The 18,595-nt window shown below is 58.1% G+C and carries 11 protein-coding genes and 1 tRNA gene; 11 read left to right on the forward strand and 1 reads right to left on the reverse strand.

Annotated elements, in window-relative coordinates; genetic code table 11:
• Nucleotides 1-10: 10 nt before the first annotated feature.
• The 10 genes from HMPREF3098_RS01125 (at nucleotide 11) to HMPREF3098_RS01170 (ending at nucleotide 14,436) form a co-directional block, all read left to right on the forward strand.
• Nucleotides 11-6,472 (forward strand): phage tail tape measure protein, encoded by a 6,462-nt coding sequence (locus HMPREF3098_RS01125; protein ID WP_070433674.1) that lies wholly within the window; start codon nucleotides 11-13, stop codon nucleotides 6,470-6,472.
• Nucleotides 6,473-7,207, forward strand: coding sequence for a hypothetical protein (locus tag HMPREF3098_RS01130; protein WP_070433675.1), 735 nt, complete (start codon nucleotides 6,473-6,475; stop codon nucleotides 7,205-7,207).
• A 20-nt stretch (nucleotides 7,208-7,227) separates the two neighbouring features.
• Nucleotides 7,228-8,202, forward strand: coding sequence for a hypothetical protein (locus HMPREF3098_RS01135; RefSeq protein WP_070433676.1), 975 nt, complete (start codon nucleotides 7,228-7,230; stop codon nucleotides 8,200-8,202).
• 253 nt (nucleotides 8,203-8,455) lie between these two features.
• Nucleotides 8,456-9,820 (forward strand): hypothetical protein, encoded by a 1,365-nt coding sequence (locus HMPREF3098_RS01140; RefSeq protein ID WP_141739626.1) that lies wholly within the window; start codon nucleotides 8,456-8,458, stop codon nucleotides 9,818-9,820.
• Nucleotides 9,821-11,074 (forward strand): hypothetical protein, encoded by a 1,254-nt coding sequence (locus tag HMPREF3098_RS11615; RefSeq protein WP_070433678.1) that lies wholly within the window; start codon nucleotides 9,821-9,823, stop codon nucleotides 11,072-11,074. It begins immediately after the preceding gene.
• Nucleotides 11,074-11,772 carry a hypothetical protein gene (locus tag HMPREF3098_RS01150; protein ID WP_070433679.1) on the forward strand — a complete coding sequence of 233 codons (699 nt, stop codon included), beginning with the start codon at nucleotides 11,074-11,076 and terminating at the stop codon, nucleotides 11,770-11,772. Before HMPREF3098_RS11615 ends, HMPREF3098_RS01150 begins: the two co-directional genes overlap by 1 nt.
• A gap of 32 nt (nucleotides 11,773-11,804) precedes the next feature.
• On the forward strand, nucleotides 11,805-13,127 hold the full coding sequence (locus HMPREF3098_RS10840; protein ID WP_083283895.1) for a GH25 family lysozyme: 1,323 nt from the start codon (nucleotides 11,805-11,807) through the stop codon (nucleotides 13,125-13,127).
• Between the two features lies 1 nt (nucleotide 13,128).
• Nucleotides 13,129-13,479: a hypothetical protein gene (locus tag HMPREF3098_RS01160; protein WP_070433680.1), complete on the forward strand. Its 351-nt coding sequence runs from the start codon at nucleotides 13,129-13,131 to the stop codon at nucleotides 13,477-13,479.
• Between the two features lie 2 nt (nucleotides 13,480-13,481).
• Nucleotides 13,482-13,979: a hypothetical protein gene (locus HMPREF3098_RS01165; RefSeq protein WP_070433681.1), complete on the forward strand. Its 498-nt coding sequence runs from the start codon at nucleotides 13,482-13,484 to the stop codon at nucleotides 13,977-13,979.
• On the forward strand, nucleotides 13,972-14,436 hold the full coding sequence (locus HMPREF3098_RS01170; RefSeq protein WP_070433682.1) for a hypothetical protein: 465 nt from the start codon (nucleotides 13,972-13,974) through the stop codon (nucleotides 14,434-14,436). The genes HMPREF3098_RS01165 and HMPREF3098_RS01170 overlap by 8 nt, the downstream gene beginning before the upstream one ends.
• A 198-nt stretch (nucleotides 14,437-14,634) precedes the next feature.
• On the opposite strand, the gene HMPREF3098_RS01175 is transcribed toward HMPREF3098_RS01170, so the two are convergent.
• Nucleotides 14,635-14,706, reverse strand: a tRNA-Gln gene (locus tag HMPREF3098_RS01175).
• Nucleotides 14,707-14,820: 114 nt separating this feature from the next.
• Here HMPREF3098_RS01175 and mfd point away from each other — a divergent pair.
• Nucleotides 14,821-18,588: a transcription-repair coupling factor gene (gene mfd, locus HMPREF3098_RS01180; protein ID WP_070433683.1), complete on the forward strand. Its 3,768-nt coding sequence runs from the start codon at nucleotides 14,821-14,823 to the stop codon at nucleotides 18,586-18,588.
• Nucleotides 18,589-18,595 lie beyond the last annotated feature (7 nt).

An 18,595-nucleotide genomic window follows, 5' to 3' on the forward strand; every position in this document is an offset into this window, starting at 1 on the left:
AGGTTTTTAGATGTCGGAGTCCGGTTTTGGTTTCGTTGGCGTCCCCGTCATGCCCGTGTTCAAGGGGATGTCTAAGGAGTTCGCGCAACGGCTGGAAAAGCCTGCGAAGGACTCCGGCAAGCGAGCCGGTAAAGCTATCACTGACGAGCTAGACGCGGCTGTGGCGAATCTTGAGCGGCAGGTGAAGGCGTCGGAGGGGAAGCTGGCTGGCTTCGCTAAGGCGTCGGAGGCTGCAACGGCCAAACAGCAGCAGAAGAAGCAGGAGCTGAAGGCTGTCACTTTGGAGCTGCAGGCGGCGGAGGAGAAGTACCAGAAGGCTGTCGCTGCTGGTAACTCTGGCACTGCTGAATTGGCGAAGGTGGAGAAGGCTAAGGGTCGTGTTCTGAAGGTCACGAATGACGTGGCTATTGCCGAGGGGGACGCTAAGGAGGCGGCGAAAAAATACGAGGATCAGCAAAAAGACTTGGCTGACACGTCCGCTAGATTGGTGGAGGCCCAGGACGACGCAGCTAAGGGTGTGGGGCGCACCTCGAAGGCATTGGACGATGGGGATAAGAAAGCCCGGTCTTTCAAGGAGTCGATTCTGAAGATCGGCGTTGGCGTTGGTGCGGCGATCGGTGCTATCGGTGGCTTAGGGAAGGCTGCTTATGACCTGGGCGCGAAGTTCGACGATGCTTACGACGCAATCCGTGTCGGAACGGGTGCGTCCGGTGAAGCGTTTGAGGGCTTGCAGGAGTCTTTGCGAAATGTGGCGAAAAACTCTGTTGGCGTGGGCGGGGATATTGCGGAGATCGGTACGACCCTCGCTGATTTGAATACGCGTCTTGGTGTGACTGGTGAGCCTTTGGAGAAGTTGACATCTCAGTTCCAGCAGTTGCAGGGCATGGGTATCGACGCTGACATCAATAAAGTTACGGGCGCTTTGCAGCAGTTCGGAATTGAGGGCAACGCTGCCCCCGAGGCGATGGACAACCTGTTCCGTATTTCGCAGGCCACGGGCCGGTCCATCACTGAGATCACGGATAATTTGTCGAAGTCTGGCCCCGCTTTGCAAGAGTTCGGTTTTGGGCTGGAGGAGTCCGCCGGTCTGCTTGGTGCTTTGGATAAGGCTGGTCTGGATTCGGAGAAAACCCTTGGCTCAATGACGAAGGCGTTGGGCGTTTTCGCTAAGGAGGGTAAAGACCCTCAGGAGGCGTTGCAGGGCACGATTCGTGAGATTGATGGTCTTGTGAAGGCTGGGGATAACGTCAAGGCCATTGATGTTGCGAACAAGGTTTTCGGCGCTAAGGGGGGTGCGGGGTTCGTTGCTGCGGTGAAGTCCGGCAAACTCCAGTACGAGGACTTTATGAACTCGATTGGGGCTTCGGGTGACACGATTGATGGTGTAGCTAATGAGACCGCTGATTTCGCTGAGCAGTGGGACCAGTTCAAACTGAAGGCGATGTTGGCGATTGAGCCTGTCGCTGGCGTGGTGTTTAGCGCTATGGTGCCCGCGTTGGAGCTAGGTTCTAAGGCGATTCAGGGGCTTGCTTCGTGGTTGACTGACACGCTGGTCCCTGGGTTTAAGGCGTTTGGTGAGTGGGTTCAGAAGAATGAGGCGTGGCTGAAGCCTCTGGCTGCTGTGGTCGGCACGGTGGCGGGTGCTTTTGCGGCGTTGGCGATCCAGGCGAAGATCGCGGCGGGTGCGCAGGCTGTGATGGCAGCGGGCGGGTTGCTGCAGTGGTTTAAGCAGTTGACTATTGTCACTAACTTGCAGACCGCAGCGCAAGCCGCGCTCAATTTGGTAATGAACGCGAACCCGATCTTCCTGATCGTTACGGCGATTGCTGCTGTTGTCGCAGGACTCGCTGTGTTCTTCACTAAGACCGAAACTGGGCGCCAGGTGTGGCAAACATTCATGGACGCTCTTTCCGGAGCATGGGAGTGGATCACCACCACCTTCGCGCCGATGTTTGAATGGCTCGGCGGTGTCATTTCCGACGTGTGGTCTGGGATTAAGGCCGGTTGGGATTTCCTGTGGCAGGGCATTCAAACCGCGTGGAATAGCGTGCTGTTGCCAGTGTTCACTGCGATTTTCGAGGTGGCGAAGGTCACCATCGGTGTGATCGCTGTTCTCATTCTTACCCCGTTGTTGATCGCGTGGAATCTGCTATCTGCTGGCATAAAACTTGCGTGGGAAACGGTTATTAAACCCGTGTGGGACGCCATGTCTATTGCTGCGCAGTGGTTGTGGACTAATGTTTTGCAGCCGGTCTTCCAGTGGATTGGGGAAAAGTTTTCCGAGACCGGCGGGATTCTCCAAACCGTGTGGCTGTCCGTCATCAAGCCTGTGTGGGATGCGCTTGCAGCTGCAGCTATGTGGCTGTGGGATACCGCGCTGCGACCAGTGTTCCAGTGGATTGGGGACAAGTTCTCTCACACTGGCGGACGCATGAAAGCCGTGTATGACACCCTGATTCGTCCGATGTTTGACGCTTTCGGCAAGTTCGTGAAGTGGGTTTGGGATACGTTCATTTCACCAGCGTTCCAACAGATGCGCGTCGGGTTGCGTGTCCTCGGCGATGTATTCGTTTGGGCATGGAACAAGGTCATCAAACCAACGTGGGACGCGCTAGGTAGGGGCATTACTTGGGTTGTCGATAACGCGGTCAAGCCTGCTTTCCACGGTTTGCAGCGTGCGCTAGATGTCCTCAAAGGCTGGTTCCGGACCACGGTTGACGCAATCAAGAAGATTTGGGACGGCCTGAAAGATGCTGCTGCAGCCCCTGTTCGGTTCATCGTGAATACCGTTTGGAACAATGGTCTGCTTAAAGCGGTTGAAGCTGTCACTAAATTTGTCCCCTTCATGAAGAAACCTGATCCAGTCCAAATCAAATTTGCTTCTGGTGGCGTCTTGCCGGGATATACCCCGGGCAGGGACCCTTACACCTTCATTGAGCCAAAAACGGGCATGCGCATTGGTCTGTCCGGTGGTGAGGCAATTCTCCGTCCGGAGGCTACGCGCGCATTAGGTGAAGATTGGGTGAATAATGTCAACGCCGCTGCTCGTGTAGGTGGTGAACGTGGGGTCATTAATAGGCTAAAGCATTCTCATTTTGCTACCGGCGGAGTCGTTGACTTGGGTAACTTCGCCCGTGGAGGGTTCACGAACCTTGCAGGCGCTCTATCCGCTGTTCAACAGTCTCACGCGGATTTCGTTGCTCACTATTTCCCAAATATATTCAACTTAACTTCCGCGTCTCGTTCTGAGCCGGGTTCTTTCCATGATTACAGTTCCCAGAAGGCGACGGACTGGCAGAACCCTGCGACGTTCCAAACACAGATGCCCTCTGCGGAATCGAAAGCGTTAGCTCGCGCGATTTACAAGGTTTTCCCTTCGTCTGCAGAATTGATTCACTGGCCACTGGATGGGTGGCAAAACCTCGATGAAGGTAGACCCTATGATTTTGGTGCAGGCACTAACGCCGGTCACCAGAACCACGTTCACTGGGCTACTCATGGGGCGGTTAAATTCGACGCTTCTAAATCCCTAAAAGATATTGGTGTCGGTTTTACCGGCGGTTCCGGAAGTTCTGGAGCGGGTATCTTTAGTTTTGCTAAGAAGGCGTGGGATGCGGTTGTTAACAAGATTCCTAAATTCCCCGGTGAGGGTAATGGGTCGTGGTTCTCGGATGTTCCGGGGAAGTTTGTTAGCCATGCTGCTAAAAAAATGTGGGAGGTTGTTACCAAGAAACTGAAGGAGTTTGGTTCGTCCCTTTTGGGGGGTGGTGGTGGAGGTGCTCGCCCTGCTTCTCAGTGGGCTGATGCTGCTCGTGAAGCTTTGCGTCGTGCCGGATATAGCGACCAGTATTTGGACATCATGTTGCAACAGATCGATATTGAGTCGTCTGGTAACCCTCGGGCGGTCAATAATTGGGATTCTAACGCTATGGCTGGTACGCCTTCCGGCGGGTTGCTGCAGGTGATTGAGCCTACTTATCGCGGCATTCGTTCTGCTTATCCGGGGGCTTTCGAAGGTCTGCCGGACGATCGTTTTGATCCGGTTACTAACCTGACTGCTGGTGTTTTGTGGACGAAGCAGAAATACGGTGGGCCGGGGAATGTTTGGCCAACCCGCGCGGGTTATGCTGACGGCGGTATCGTCGATCTTCTGAAACACTTACCCGCGCGGTTGTACGACCGGGGTGGTTGGCTGAATCACGGCGAGTTGGCGGTGAATAAGTCCGGCAAACCGGAACCGGTCTTCACGAACGCGCAATGGGGTGTGTTGTCCCGTGGGTTCGTGGAGCTGGGCAAGCTCGTGCCCGCGATTAAAGGTTGGGCGACGGTCCAGGCGAAGCAGGTGAATGCCTTCGAGAAGTGGCTCGGTAAGACCGCCGACCCACACACCGAGCAGGGCGTTGCTGCGCGGTCGTTGTTTGGGCGTTTTGGTGAGATCGCCGGCATGCTCGGCGGGGAAAACATCGCCAAGGTTGCTGACAAGCTGTTGTCTGCTGAAAAGGGCTTGTTGGACGCGCGCGAAGCGCAAGCTTCTAGGCTGGCCACCATCGCCGACAAAGAGAAGGCGCTGGCGGAAGCGCGTAAGGCGCTCCAAGATGTGAAGTCCGATTCCGGTGAAGCGGCTAAACAAGCTAAGGAGCTGGACAAGGAATCGAAGGAGAAGATCAAGGAGGCTGAAGAGAAACTCGCGGAAGCCCGTAAGTCCGGCAAGGACGATAAAATCGCCAAGGCCGAAAAGGACTTAGGGAAGGTTCGAAAGGACACTGCGAAGAAGTCGTCTGAGGCGGAGAAGAAGCGGGCGGAGGAAGCGTCTAAGGCTGCTGATGGGGTCGCCCAGGCGGAAGCGGAGCTGGCTAAGGCTCGTTTGGAGTCGGTGCAGGCGCTGGACATGCCGATTCACGATCTGCTCCCGTCCTTGGACAATGCTTTCCGCAGCGCGTCGAAACTCGCGTCGAAGAACGGGTTGGGTGGTGTAGCCCATGCTCTTGCGGGAGCGGCTGCACTGACCGGACCACAAGGAGTTTCGGTTGGATTCGCGATTGAGGTCATTAAAACTGGTATTGATCTGGTCACGTTCTTCGTTGATTTGATTAAGGAGCTGATCGAAAAGATCCACAAGGTGCGCGTTGCTTCCCGCCAGGCTGTTGCCGGTGCGTGGGAGGCGATAGCGAACTACGCCAAGTTGACATTTGAACTGCAGCAGAACGCGTCGAAGTTGCAGCAGGAGTTGGTGCGTGGTGTGAATGAGCAGCGGGCGGCGGAATTTAAGCTGCGTGTTGCTCAGCAAGACCGGCTCATTGCTGCGGCTGAGGGAGAGTTGGCTGTGGCGCAGGCCCGGTTAGCGTTGGACGAAGAGATCAAGAAGGGCGCGATTGCTGCCCAGTTGAAGCTGATGGGCTTGCAGGAGGACTGGGACACGTACATGGCGTTCCAGGCTCTTGCGGGACAGGGTGTGCTGGAGAAATGGTCGGACGCTGCGATTTCTGCCCTGTTTAAGTATGAGGCGGCTCGTGCCAAAGCGCTGCAGGGTGAACTGCAGGCGAGGGTTGAGCAGATTCAGGCCGAGGCAGCGCTTGCGGAGGCGACGCGGAAAAACGCGCGGAACCAGCAAGATTTGTTGGTCGCGCAGGAGCGGCTGATCCGCATGTCCGCGAAGGTTGCCGGCGTTGATCTTGTGGAGGCGCAGGGTGGCGCGCAGGCGTCGAAGCTGCTGGTTGAGTTGTTCGAGGCGCAGTCCGCCCTGGATAAGAACGTTCTCGGCCGGTGGGGCTACCAGATGGGCGCCCAGGGCAGCTTTGCGAATGAGTACCGTGGTCAGTTGGCGCAGCAGGAGACGCTGCGGAAGGCATTGGACGCTGTTCTCGCGGAGTCTGGTGTGAGCCTTGGTGATGTGGACATGCAGCGCCTGTTCGCCCAGATGGGTGCGGTGTCGTGGCGTGGCGGCGATCCGATGGACGTGATCCGTGCTCAGCTTCCCCAGCTGGTGGAGGCGGAAGCGGCGTTGAAGATCAACGAGTCGTTGAAGCCTATCTACGAGGCTAAGGACTCGATCGTCGACGCTAATCGGCAGGTTGAGGACTTGAAAACGGAGATCGACCTGCATGAGAAGGTCACCCCTCTTGAAGAGACGATCAAGGGGCTGGAGTACGCGATTAAGGGGCTGGATCATTCTGCTGACGCGTTTGCGCAGGGGAATGAGAAGATTCGTGCCGAGTTTTTGGCCGCGGCTAAGGCTAATGCTGAGGCTGCGGGGAAGTTCGGTGTGTCCTGGAAGCTCGACGAGAAGTACGCGGCTGGTGGTGTGCGGGAGCAGATCAAGGCTGAGTACACGATTCATTTGGACGGGCGTGCTGTGTACACGGCTGATGAGGTTGACGAGCTATTGAAGCGCGTCACGCAGGGTTCGAATGTGAGGGCGACGACGGTTATTTCGTCGACTGATGTTGCTGCTCGTAGGAAGGAGCGTGTGTAAATGCTCGAAGTGTGGCTGCAGACAAGTCTGGGTGATCGGTTTGAGCTGACTGGCACGCCAGTAACTTCTCCGGTGTTGGCTCCGTATGGGGCTTTGGAGGGGTTGCGGGCGAACGCTTCCCGTTCGGATATGCCGGTGCCCGGCGGGGCTGGTGTTTTGCCGGGGAGGAAGGTGTTTGGTGCGATTCAGACCGAGCTGGAATTCTATGTGCAGTGCGATACGGGTGAGGAGTTGGCCGAGGTTCATGCTCGCCTGCGGCGTGGTTGGTCACACGCGACGTGGGATAACCCGTGTTTGGTTGAGATTCACAGTGATCACCCACTGTCCCCTTTGGTGTTTGAGTTGGTGGTTGATGGTGAGTTGCCGGGTGTGGTCGTGGACATGTCTCGGAGGACGCAGGAGACACTGCGGGTTCCGACGGTGTGTCGTCATGGGTTGGCTAGGTCTGGTGTCCAGACTGGTGAAAATAGCGTCACTGTGACGAATGGCGGGGATACTGCTGTATACCCGCGAATCGTGTGGTCGGGCGCGGGTGGGCAGGTCACGTGCCCTTCTGGGGCAACGTTCACTTTGCCGAGAGCGAATGTGCGGACGGTTGTTGACCTCCACCCATCAAAACTGCGTTTGGACGGGGTGTTACCGGAGGGCGTGCCACCTGGCGGGGTTGGTCGGTGGGTCGTGCCTGCGGGTGCGCGGTTGGAATGGAACGTATGGGTCGCGGACCCGTGGGCATAAATCTTTAAGGAGGTGGAGCAGTGACTGATTGGGAAGCCTGGCGTAAACATGTGGATTATGTTGTGGCCACGCAGGGCCGGTGGTTTGGGATTGGCGATGGTGACGGTACGCCGTTGTTTACGTTGCCTTTACCCGTGGAGTCCACAGTGCCAGAGCAGTGGATGGAATCGGCGGATTTGTCAGTGAAATTCCCAGCCCGCGACGAGTCGGGTGCGGTTACTCGCGCGGCTGAGATGCTGGTGACGGGTGCGGTGCGGGATTTCGACCCGTCGGGACAACTCCCCACCGCCGATGGTGACTACACGCTGCTGGCTGCGTTCCCCGGTGATGGTGATGTGGTGCGTCGAGGTGGAGTGATAACTCACTGCACTGCTGACGACCCGGACAACGACGGCATACCGGGCACTATCACGGTTAATGCCCTGAATTGCATGGATGTGTGGAACACTATTCCGGCTGTGTCCTGGCCGTCGGCGTGGTGGGCGGCAGACCCTTACGAGGCCGATACTGATATGTCTGGTTTGCCATTCAAGAAGCCACGCCTGTGGGCAAAAGTCGAGCTGTCGAATAAGACATTCTTCACGTGGAAAAATGGCCCGGCGGGGTTCGTGATCCGCAGGCTTGCCCAGGAGTCGCTGGACGCTGCGATGATGACCCAACGGGACCCAGACGGCACTCGTTGGGTTGACGACCCGTTCCATGTGGTGGAAGTCCCGGAACGGGACGACACACCGGTTATTTCTCTGGAGGCTCGTGACGGGTTCCTGTGGGAGACGGTGGCAGAGCAGGCGAAGAACGCGGGTGTGATTCTGGGCGCTCGGCTGTGGTGGCCGGGCGACCCTGCAGTGAGGTGTTGGAACTCCGCGCGGTCAACAATGTCCCCAGCGGAAGTGGATATCAGTCCGTCGCAGGGTGAGTCCAAACGGACCCTAAGTTATCGGTCGTTTGGTCACGCGATGATCGTGCTCACGGTGAAGGAGGTGGCCGATGCCTAAGCCATTCTTTGTAGCGGAGTCTGCGCAGGTGACGGTGCTTAGGTCTTTAGCTTCCACCGCTTTTGGGAAGGTGAATCTCACTCTCCCGGAGGGGACGAAGCTCGAAGATGTGTTTGAACCGTCTGCTCCGGGGAACGAGCTGGGCTATGTGGCTTCACTAGGGAATGACAAGCGTGTCGGGGGTATGTGCCGTCGATTTGTCCGCGCTGACGTATCGATCTCGACGCACGGGACGGAAGTCCCCTCTTCCACCGTGGAGGAAGTCCTGGACGCAGCGGAGGAGCGCACAAGCGGTGATTTCTTTCTGGAGTCTGACATCACGCTGGCGGGTCTTGGCCCGTGGGTTCCTATGCAAGATTTTGTTGTGGGTGATACGGCGGACGTGGAGATTTGGGGCATCGTCGTGCCGATGCAGATCACTCGCATTGAGCCTGTTGTGTCGGACCATTCAGTGACTGATTGGCGGGTGCATGTGGGTGGGCAGCTGGTCAGTGATGGTGATGCGTTGTTGGCTGCTAACGCTGCGGTGCATAAGGCGTTGGTTGAGGATCGGCGTGAGTTGGCTGGGTTGTCGGAGCGCGTGACCCAGGCGCAGAGTGCGGCGGTCGATGCGCAGGAAACAGCTACCAAGGCTAACGATGAGACTCAGCATTTGCGTGGGATTTTGTCGGGGGAGGGTGCTTCGCCTGCTGATGTGACTGCTCAGTTGGCTGTGCTTGCTGAGCAGTTGGAGGAGCATGGGGAGGCTTCGCCGGGTGGGTTGATTCCGGCGTATATTGCGGCTAATACGCGCCGGTGGGAGTTGCAGGAGCAGATTGATGAGACGCAGAATGATTTGCTTCGGGCGCAGTCGGAGGCGCAGGACGCGTTGGCGCGTCAGATGACGGCGGAGATCGAAAACGTTCGCGCAATCGTTGACTATTTGCAAGAAAAACAGAAGCTTTCTGCGAGACAAGAAACTAAAACATTCACAGCAGATGGTAACCGAAGTAGAGAAAATGATTATTTTAAATACGAACTCATCACTAACCCAACGAATTTTACGTCAGAATTCGTGGCAAAAGGGACGTGGAGAGGTGAAGTTTCTTGTCAATACGCGCATCAAGGAGAAGTGTATTTGACTGGGTGGAGCGTTCCTGAAGTGGATGGGTCTAGGAAATATTCCATGAAGATGGGTTTAATTTCAGCATCGTGGTTTACCCTAACGTTCACCATTGACAACGGGACACATAAAACTCGTGAAATTACCGGCAAAAGGACGGATACCGCCCAGGACGTATGGAATAAACACCCTGACCATAGTTTTACAGCAACGTCACCGGGTCAATATCTCATTTATTGGGAAGTCGCGTGGGACGCGACCACCTACCACAACCAATATGCAATCCGCGTAACAACCAGCAAAAACCGCACCCTCGGACAATGGGGACCACACACCAAAGTGGGGCCCCTCCTTCCCGGTTTCGACGGATCACGCACCCACTACCTGCGACTAGCTAACCAACAGCTACAAGCCGGTGAACAAGTATTTTTCGAAACCTTCACTGACGCCACGGAGCCAAGCCAGCGCGCGGTCCGGGGAACAATGACCAAGCTTTCATGGATTGAGGAGAATTAAATGACCGTTGTTTCTGGTGATTTGAAGATTGTCACGGGTGTAGCCCAGCAGGTGTCGGAGGTGTGGGCGCGGGCTGCCCGGTCCCGGCCTGTGACGGGCGGGTGGCTGCTGGAGAACGCGGGCCGCGCTTTGGTCACTGCTGGGCGGGTGGAGATTGATTTGCACCCCGGGCCGTGCGTGTTGGTTGCGGTGATCGGCGGGCAGCCGGCGGAGTCGGTGGAGCTGATTGTTCCAGATGGTGCGACAGCCACGTTGGAGGCCTGTGTTCGTGCTGCGGAGGGTGCTGGGGGGTTGGAGCGTGATGGGTTGGACGAGCTGCGGGCGGAGATCGGGTTTTGGTTTGAGGGTGCGAGGGAGTCTGCTGCTGCTGCGAAAGTGAGTGAAACGGCTGCTGGGGCGAGTGCGACTAAGGCTAAGGCGAGTGAGTCGAACGCTAAAACGAGCGAGACGAAAGCGAAAACTAGCGAAACGAACGCTAAAACGTCGGAGACTAACGCTAGGGCCAGTGAGACTAAGGCTAAGGCGAGTGAGACTGCTGCTGCGTCGTCTGCGTCGTCTGCTAAGGCGGACGCGGATAGGGCTGCTGGTGTTGCTTCTAGCACGTCGTGGTCTGGTGATCGGTTGACGGTGAACGGGCAAACCAGCCCCGCTTTGACTGGCCCACGAGGCCCTGCTGGGTCTAGCGCGTGGGCTGATATCACCGGAAAGCCTGATTTGTCGACCAAGGCTGATTTGGTGGGCGGGAAAGTGCCTACGTCTCAGATTCCTGCGGTGGCTTTGACGAAACCTCAGGTCGTGGAGGATCGTTCCGCGATGTTGAAACTCACCGCTGAGGAGGGTGACGTTGCTGTTATCACCTCGGGTGTGGATAAGGGCACGTACATGCTGGGCACGGGGGCTGCTAGCGTGTTCGCGTCGTGGGTGCGTTTAGCGTCCCCCGATGGTGCCGTGTCGAGTGTGAATGGGCAGACGGGTGTGGTGAATCTGTCCGCTGCCGATGTGGGGGGCGCATCTGCAACGCACACGCACACTTTGGCTAGCATTACCGACGCGCCGAATTCACACGCTTCCGAAGCCTTGCCGAGTTCTTTAATGTCTCGGGACGCTTCGGGGAGAAGTAAAGTATTCAACCCCGAAGAATTTTTCCATGTGGCTAACAAGGGCTACGTTGACCAGCGCACCCCTAAGGTTGAAGTCGTTTCCGCCATGCCGTCCATCCCGGACCCAAGCACTCTCTACGTGGTGGTGGGATAGTGCCTAATATCAGTGACGCTAAACAGATCATGTGGGGTAGTAACCCCGTGCGAGAAGTACGGTACGGCAACACATTAGTGTGGCCGAAGAAGCTGCTGTGGTGGACGCGGGATTTCGAAACCCCCGGCACGCACACCATCACGGTCCCCGACGGTGCGACTCATTTCTACTTTTGGTTGTCAGCTGGTGGTAACTCCGGCCAACGTGGCGACGGAGCACTAGCGAACGCTGGCCTAGGTGGCCGAGGTGGCAAAGTCCACGCAGGCTACGGAGGGTCGATAACGGCAAGCACGGGGACAGTGAAGATCGGCAAGGGCGGGGTGGAGCCGGAATACTCGGGCGCTGCCAGCACTCTAACCTTGGGGCTGGCGCAGTACACAGCGGAGCCAAATAGTCAGCTGTTTAGCGCCGACAGTGGCGGAATGGCAGAAGGCTATGGCTCCACTAACCCCACTAACCGGCTCCTTAAAAACGTTCCGGGCATGATTGGCGACGGGAAGATTTTCACCACAGATAACGGCGGTATTTACAATGGCCCGCCCGGAAAATATGTCAACAATACCGGCACCCCAGGTGTGCGTGGCGGTGGCGGGTCAGGCGGTGCCGGCGGAATCTTCGGATCCTATCGTGCAGGCGGGCCCGGCGGTGACGGATTCTGCCGAATCATCTTCACCAACCAGCAAATACAAACCCCCTAACAAGGGGGTTTTCGCATATCAGGAGGTACACCATGGCAACCATGCCGGTGCCTAAAGGCTTCTACGTCACGTCCGGACTAGGCCCACGGTGGGGAACATACCACTGGGGCACAGACTTCGGGCGCGATGGGGGAAGCGGTGGGCAACCAATCTTCGCAGTGAAAGACGGCACCGTTAACCGCGTTGGCCCCGCATCCGGTTTCGGACAGTGGATCACCGTTGACCACCCCGCAAGCAACGGTGGGGGAACTAGCGTGTATGGGCACATCATCCCCGAGGTCATGCTTAACCAGCAGGTGCGCGAGGGGCAGCGTATCGGACGGATCAACCCCGATAGCAACACCAACGGCGGTGTGGCCCCTCACCTGCATTTCGAGTGGCACAGGTACGTGTGGTCACCCCCCGGCCCCGACAGGCTAGACCCCATGCAAACAGTTCTCAAAGGCGCACGGTGGATAGGCGACCAAACGCCCAAATCCAATGGAGGTAAAACGGTGGGAACAATCTTTGGTGTGGACGTGTCGGAGCACCAGGACGGCATGAGTCTAAAGCAGGCAGCGCGCGAGGGTATGGCGTTCGCTATCATCCGCACAACGGACGGCACATACAAGGATCGTTGTTATCGGTCGCACCTTTTGGACGCGGAGGGCGCTGGGTTGGTCACAGCAGCCTACCACTATCTTCGCAACCCAAGCGAGGGAACAACCGTGGCGCAGCAAGTACAGGCTGCTGTTGAGGTTATGGGCGATAAGAAACGTCCCGTGTGGATTGACGTTGAAACTAGCGCCGGTTTGCATGTTGACCATATCCGCGAGTGCAAACGCGAGTTTGAACGCCGCGGGGTGCGCGTGATCGGCGTGTACTCCTATGTCCCTTACTGGGAGGGGCGTGTAGCGCCTAGCGAGCCGGATTCTCACGAGTTCGGCGCGTTCTGGGTGGCAGCGTATGGGGCTAACCCTACTGGCAAGCCGGGCGCTATTTACCCCGGTGATGGGCACAGGCAGTGGTCGCACCCGCTGGGCAATCAGAAGCCCACGCTCTGGCAATACGGGTCTAACGCGTTGGTGGCTGGATACACGGTGGACATCAATGCTTTTAAGGGCGGTAAAGACCAAGTTAGGGCGCTGTTTTATGGTTCGGCAGCGAAGAAAATCAGTAAACCGCAGGAGAAGAACATGACGGATTTTGACCAGATCAACCGACGCTACGGGTCTCGCGTGCCCGGCTCTAAGGTAACGATGACACCGCTGGACATGGTGCGGAATATCGACGCGCACGCCTTCATCACAAAAGAAACGGCGGCGCGCATCGAGGGCAAACTAGACGCAGTTTTGAACAAGCTGGAGGGGAAATAACATGAATCAGAAGCTTAATCCTATGGCGTGGGTACGCCTCGTAATTTACGTCATCGCGGCTTTGGTGGGTGTGGCTGCGGTGGTCGCGTCCACCGTGGGGCAAACAGATATTGCGGCACTACTCGGCACGCTGGCTGGCGCTGGCGCTGCTATCACGGGCGGTACTGCGGTCTACAACTTGCCGAAAGCGCCCGATCAGGACAAGCTGGCTGGCATTGATTTGACTGCTGTTCTGGCGGCTATCCCCACGATTGCCGGTGCTGCGCAGACCTATCAAAATGCTATGGCTTATGAGCCGCGCCACGCGGAGCCTGAAGCTGTTGAGGGTGCTTATCCCGGTCTGGAGGAATAGTGATGAAAGGTGATTGGAGGCCTGGGCTTCCCGCGGACGTTTCGATGATCCTGCTTATCCTGCTGGCGGCGCAGGCGGTTAATCGCGGCATCGACTATTTGATGGGCGATAGGGATACGACTACTCAGTCCCTTACGGTCGTGGAGCAAGCCATGCCCCTGTGGGTGTGGGGATTGTTGTTCTGCGCTGGTGGCGTGCTGGTTGGCGTGGGCATGTGGAAGCGCCACGCGGAGCCGATCATCACCGGGAGCATCCTACTCATGGCCACCTACGGCGCACTCGCGTGGGGGCTGCTGCTGAAAATGATCGAGCGGGGCACGCCTGTGCGCGCATTCACCCATGAAGCCGGAGAGTTCAACCTCACAGGCATGATAGGCGCATGGCCGTGGGACGGGTGGCGAACCCCAACAAGCTTCCTCACAGTCGCTATCATGTGGGGCTGCATCGCATGGGGCACGAGGGTCATGCAAAGAGCGAGGGGAGTGAAAGCACTTGAATGAGCTGATTGACGCTTTCCCCAAAACCCCCGGCTGGTCTATCGTCCTGGTGCTGGTGCTGCTGATTTTCGGGCCCGCCGCGATATTCTCCCGCGAGTCAGCGGAAAAACTGTGGATTATTGGGCGTGCGGTGGCGTGGTTGCGTACCCGTCAGCAGCGTTCCATCGACCGCGAGCGAGCGTTGGAGGAGGCCACTGTTCGGCACCTTAAAGGGCGCATTGCCTCTTTGGACTCGCAAATGGGTGAGATGCGTGCCGACTTTGACGAGGAGCGGAAAGACGCGAGAAAGCGGGAAACCGCCATTAGGGAGGAGTTCAACGAGGCTAAGGACTACATTGTCTGGGCGACCGGCTGGGCACACCAAGTGCTCACCATGCACGCCTCACATGGGTGGAAGCCCCCGATACCGCCGTGGATGACTTTTGAGCAATGGCAGGCAACGCGCCGCGACAATGATTAAAGACCCCCGTCATGGGTTGAGCTTATGCTCCCTGTGGCGGGGGTCTTTTTTGCGTTTCGGGGGACGACGACGTGACGACATTTTGACGACAATAGGCACTAAAACAGGCTAAAACACACTAAAACCCAACACCCGCAGAAAACACGAAAAACCCCGCCCTACCAGCATGAACGCAGGTTACGGGCGGGGCATCAAAAGCTCTCCCACCAGGACTCGAACCTAGAATGACGGTACCAAAAACCGTAGTGTTGCCAATTACACCATGGGAGAATGCACTAGCTGGACACAGACCAAAGCCGTATCACTGTGCATGGGACACAATACCTCACGACCCGCAGGGGTAGAAAACTGGCCTGTCTTATCGCCTCGCTACACTGGTCAATCATGAGTTCAAAGACCTCGGATCAGCCGCGCCACACAACCGCACCTGCACTATCCGGCCTGCTCAAGGCCGTGAGTCAGGATTCCAAGCTGCGCGGTTTGGTGACCCATATCGGGGATCACTCTCTGCACATGCAGGGTCCTGAGGGTGTGTGGCCTTTCGCGGTCGGCGCGGTCGCTAGCCAGGCTCCTGTCCTCGTCGTCACGGCAACCGGTCGCCAGGCGCAGGACCTCACCGAGATCCTGCGGGCTATGGTGGGCTCCGCGGTGGAGATGTTCCCTGCCTGGGAAACCCTTCCGCACGAGCGCCTCTCGCCTGGCGTGGAGACAGTTGCGGCTCGTATGCGGGTGCTGCGCCGTTTGCGTGAGGATTGGGGGGACGACGCCCCGCGGGGCCCAAAGCAAAACCCCTCCGGCTTGCGCATTGTGGTGGCCTCGGCTCGCGCGGTGCTCCAACCGGTGCAGGAAAACTTGGGGGATGTGGAACCAATTCGGTTGGTGGAGGGCCAGGATCTCAGCTTCGATGACCTCCCGGATCGTCTAGTGGAACTGGGTTATACGCATGTGGACGTGGTGGCGAAGCGGGGCCACTTCGCTATCCGTGGTGGCATTGTCGACATTTTCCCTGCGACGGAAGAACTACCGGTGCGTGTGGATTTCTGGGGCGATGAGGTCTCGGAAGTGCGCGCGTTCAGCGTGGGCGACCAGCGCACGATCCCCAACCTCCAACTAGATGACGTGACGGTATACCCGTGCCGGGAGCTGCTACTGACCAACGAGGTCCGGGAAAAAGCCCGGCAGCTAGCCCAAGAACACGCAGGCAATGCGGAACTGGCGGAGCTCTTCGACAAGATCAGCCAGGGTATCTCCGTGCAGGGCATGGAAGCGCTGATCCCGGCCCTGCGCACGTCAGATTTGGTGGCCCTTCCCGCGTTGATGCCCGAGGGCACTCACACAATCGTGACAACCCCGGCCGCAGTGAAGCGTCGTGCGGTGGACTTAGCGGAAACCGGCAAACAGTTCATGGAAGCCGGGTGGGAAGTCGCCGCGATGGGTGGAGCTATGCCCCTCGACGGCGTGGCGTACATGTCGCTCGAGGGATTGCAACAGGTGCAAAAGAACCTGCATCGCCCGTGGTGGACCCTATCGCCGGTGGGCGTGGCGGATTTCGGGGACGCGGATACGGAAGACTCGGAGTCCAGCGGAACTCTAGATGACGATGTGCTCAGCCTCGACTATGCAACTGCCCCCACACCCCACGGGGATATGGAGGCGATCGGTGCGGTTATGGCCGATATCCGAAAGCGCGTGGAATCCGGCGGCCGGGTAGTCTTCGCAGCTCCCACGCCCGCCGTTGTAGCTCGCATGGTGCGTCGCTTCAAAGAAGCCGGAATCGCCGTACAACCTATCGGCGTTGACCTTACGGGATCCCGAGGCCTGGGCCGATTGCCGAAGACCACGCTCACCCCAGCGGATGAGCCCGCACCTAAGCATGTCAGCATCTATCACGCGGTCGCGCACCAAGGACTGGATTTCCCGTTTGCCGGGGATGATAAGCACTCCAGCTTGCTGTTCATTACCGAAACCGATCTGACCGGTAACCGTGTGGATGCCAAAGCAACAGGCAAGCGGAAACCGGCCAAAAAGCGCAACCGCGTGGATCCACTCGCGCTGGAACCAGGCGATCTGGTGGTCCACGATTCCCACGGCATCGGCAAATTCGTTCGCATGGAAGAGCGCACTATCGGCAAGGGCGCCGATGCCTCGCGCCGGGAATACTTGGTTCTGGAATACGCGCCCAGCAAGCGCGGGGGTCCAGGCGACCAGCTGTACGTGCCCATGGACCAACTGGACATGCTCTCCCGATACGTGGGTGGGGAAAAGCCCGCACTGTCGAAAATGGGAGGTGCCGATTGGAAGAACACCAAGCGCAAAGCCCGTGGCGCGGTACGCGAGATCGCCGGTGAATTGGTCCAACTGTATGCCACCCGCCAAGCCGCGCCGGGGTATGCCTTCGGCGCCGATACACCCTGGCAGCGGGAGATGGAAGAGGCCTTCCCGTACACCGAAACCGAAGATCAGTTCAACGCAATCGAAGCGGTGAAAGCCGATATGGAAAAACCCGTTCCCATGGACCGCGTGATTGTGGGCGATGTGGGTTACGGCAAAACGGAAGTTGCGGTGCGCGCAGCATTTAAGGCAGTGCAGTCCGGTAAACAAGTTGCGGTTCTTGTCCCCACCACGTTGTTGGCGCAGCAGCACTTCAACACGTTCACCGACCGCATGCAGGATTTCCCCACGACAATTCGCGAGCTATCGCGGTTTACCTCGCCCGCGGAATCACGCGAAGTAATCAAGGCAATGGCCGATGGGACGGTCGACATTGTCATCGGCACACACCGCCTCCTGCAGACCGGGATCCAGTGGAAGAACTTGGGCCTAGTGATTGTGGATGAAGAGCAGCGTTTTGGCGTCGAGCATAAAGAGCACATCAAATCGCTGCGCACCCATGTGGATGTGCTGACGATGTCCGCTACACCGATTCCACGCACGTTGGAGATGTCCATGGCAGGGATTCGGGAAATGTCGACCATTCTCACGCCTCCGCAGGATCGCCACCCCGTGTTGACGTACGTAGGGCAGCAAGAGGATAAGCACGTGGCCGCGGCCATCCGGCGCGAACTGTTGCGCGATGGGCAAGTGTTCTACGTGCACAACCGCGTGAAAACGATTGAACGGGCCGCTGATCACCTGCGCCGGCTGGTGCCAGAAGCCCGCGTGGTTGTCGCCCACGGGCAGATGAGCGAGGAGCAGCTGGAAACCACCGTTAAGGGGTTCTGGGATCGCGAATTTGACGTGCTGGTGTGTACCACAATCGTGGAAACGGGATTGGACATTGCCAATGCCAACACCCTGATCGTGGAAAACGCCCACCACATGGGCCTATCCCAGCTGCACCAGCTGCGCGGTCGAGTGGGCCGTTCGCGTGAACGTGGGTATGCGTACTTCCTGTACCCGCCGGGAGAGGTGCTCACGGAAACATCCTACGATCGACTGACCACAATCGCGCAGAATAACGACCTGGGCGCTGGTATGGCCGTGGCGATGAAGGATTTGGAGATGCGCGGCGCCGGCAATGTGCTGGGCGCCGAGCAGTCCGGGCATATCGCCGGAGTGGGCTTTGACCTGTACGTCCGCTTGGTCGGGGAGGCCGTCGAGGCATTCCGCGCGATGGCCGACGGCAAGGTGGTCGACGGAACGGAAGAGGAAAAGAAGGAAATCCGTATCGATTTGCCCGTGGATGCACACATTCCGGTGGAGTACGTGGCCAGCGAGCGCCTGCGTTTGGAGGCATACCGCAAGTTCGCCGCGGCCGAGGATAACGAGCAGATCGCGATCGTGCTGGAGGAGTTGCGCGACCGCTATGGCGAGCCCGGCGAGGAGATCCACATGCTGGCCGCGCTCTCCCGACTGCGCCTTCTGTGCCGCGACTTGAAGGTCACGGAGGTTGTTGCCGTGGGGTCGAAGATCAGCTTCAGCCCCATCCAGCTGGAGGATTCCGGCCAAGTGCGTTTGAAGCGACTGTTCCCCTCCGCGAACTACCGCGCGACCACGAAGGTTGTGCTGATTCCTGCGCCTAAAAAGGGCGCGGGAATGCGGGCGGTTCCGCTGCGGGAAATGGAACTTGTGCAATGGGTTGCGGACTCGCTCACGCAGTTGGCGGGCATCCCATCGCGGAACATGAGTGGAGTAGAAGCAGCGAGCAGGTAACATCTAA

Source organism: Corynebacterium sp. HMSC28B08, assembly GCF_001806865.1.
Taxonomy (GTDB): domain Bacteria; phylum Actinomycetota; class Actinomycetes; order Mycobacteriales; family Mycobacteriaceae; genus Corynebacterium; species Corynebacterium auriscanis.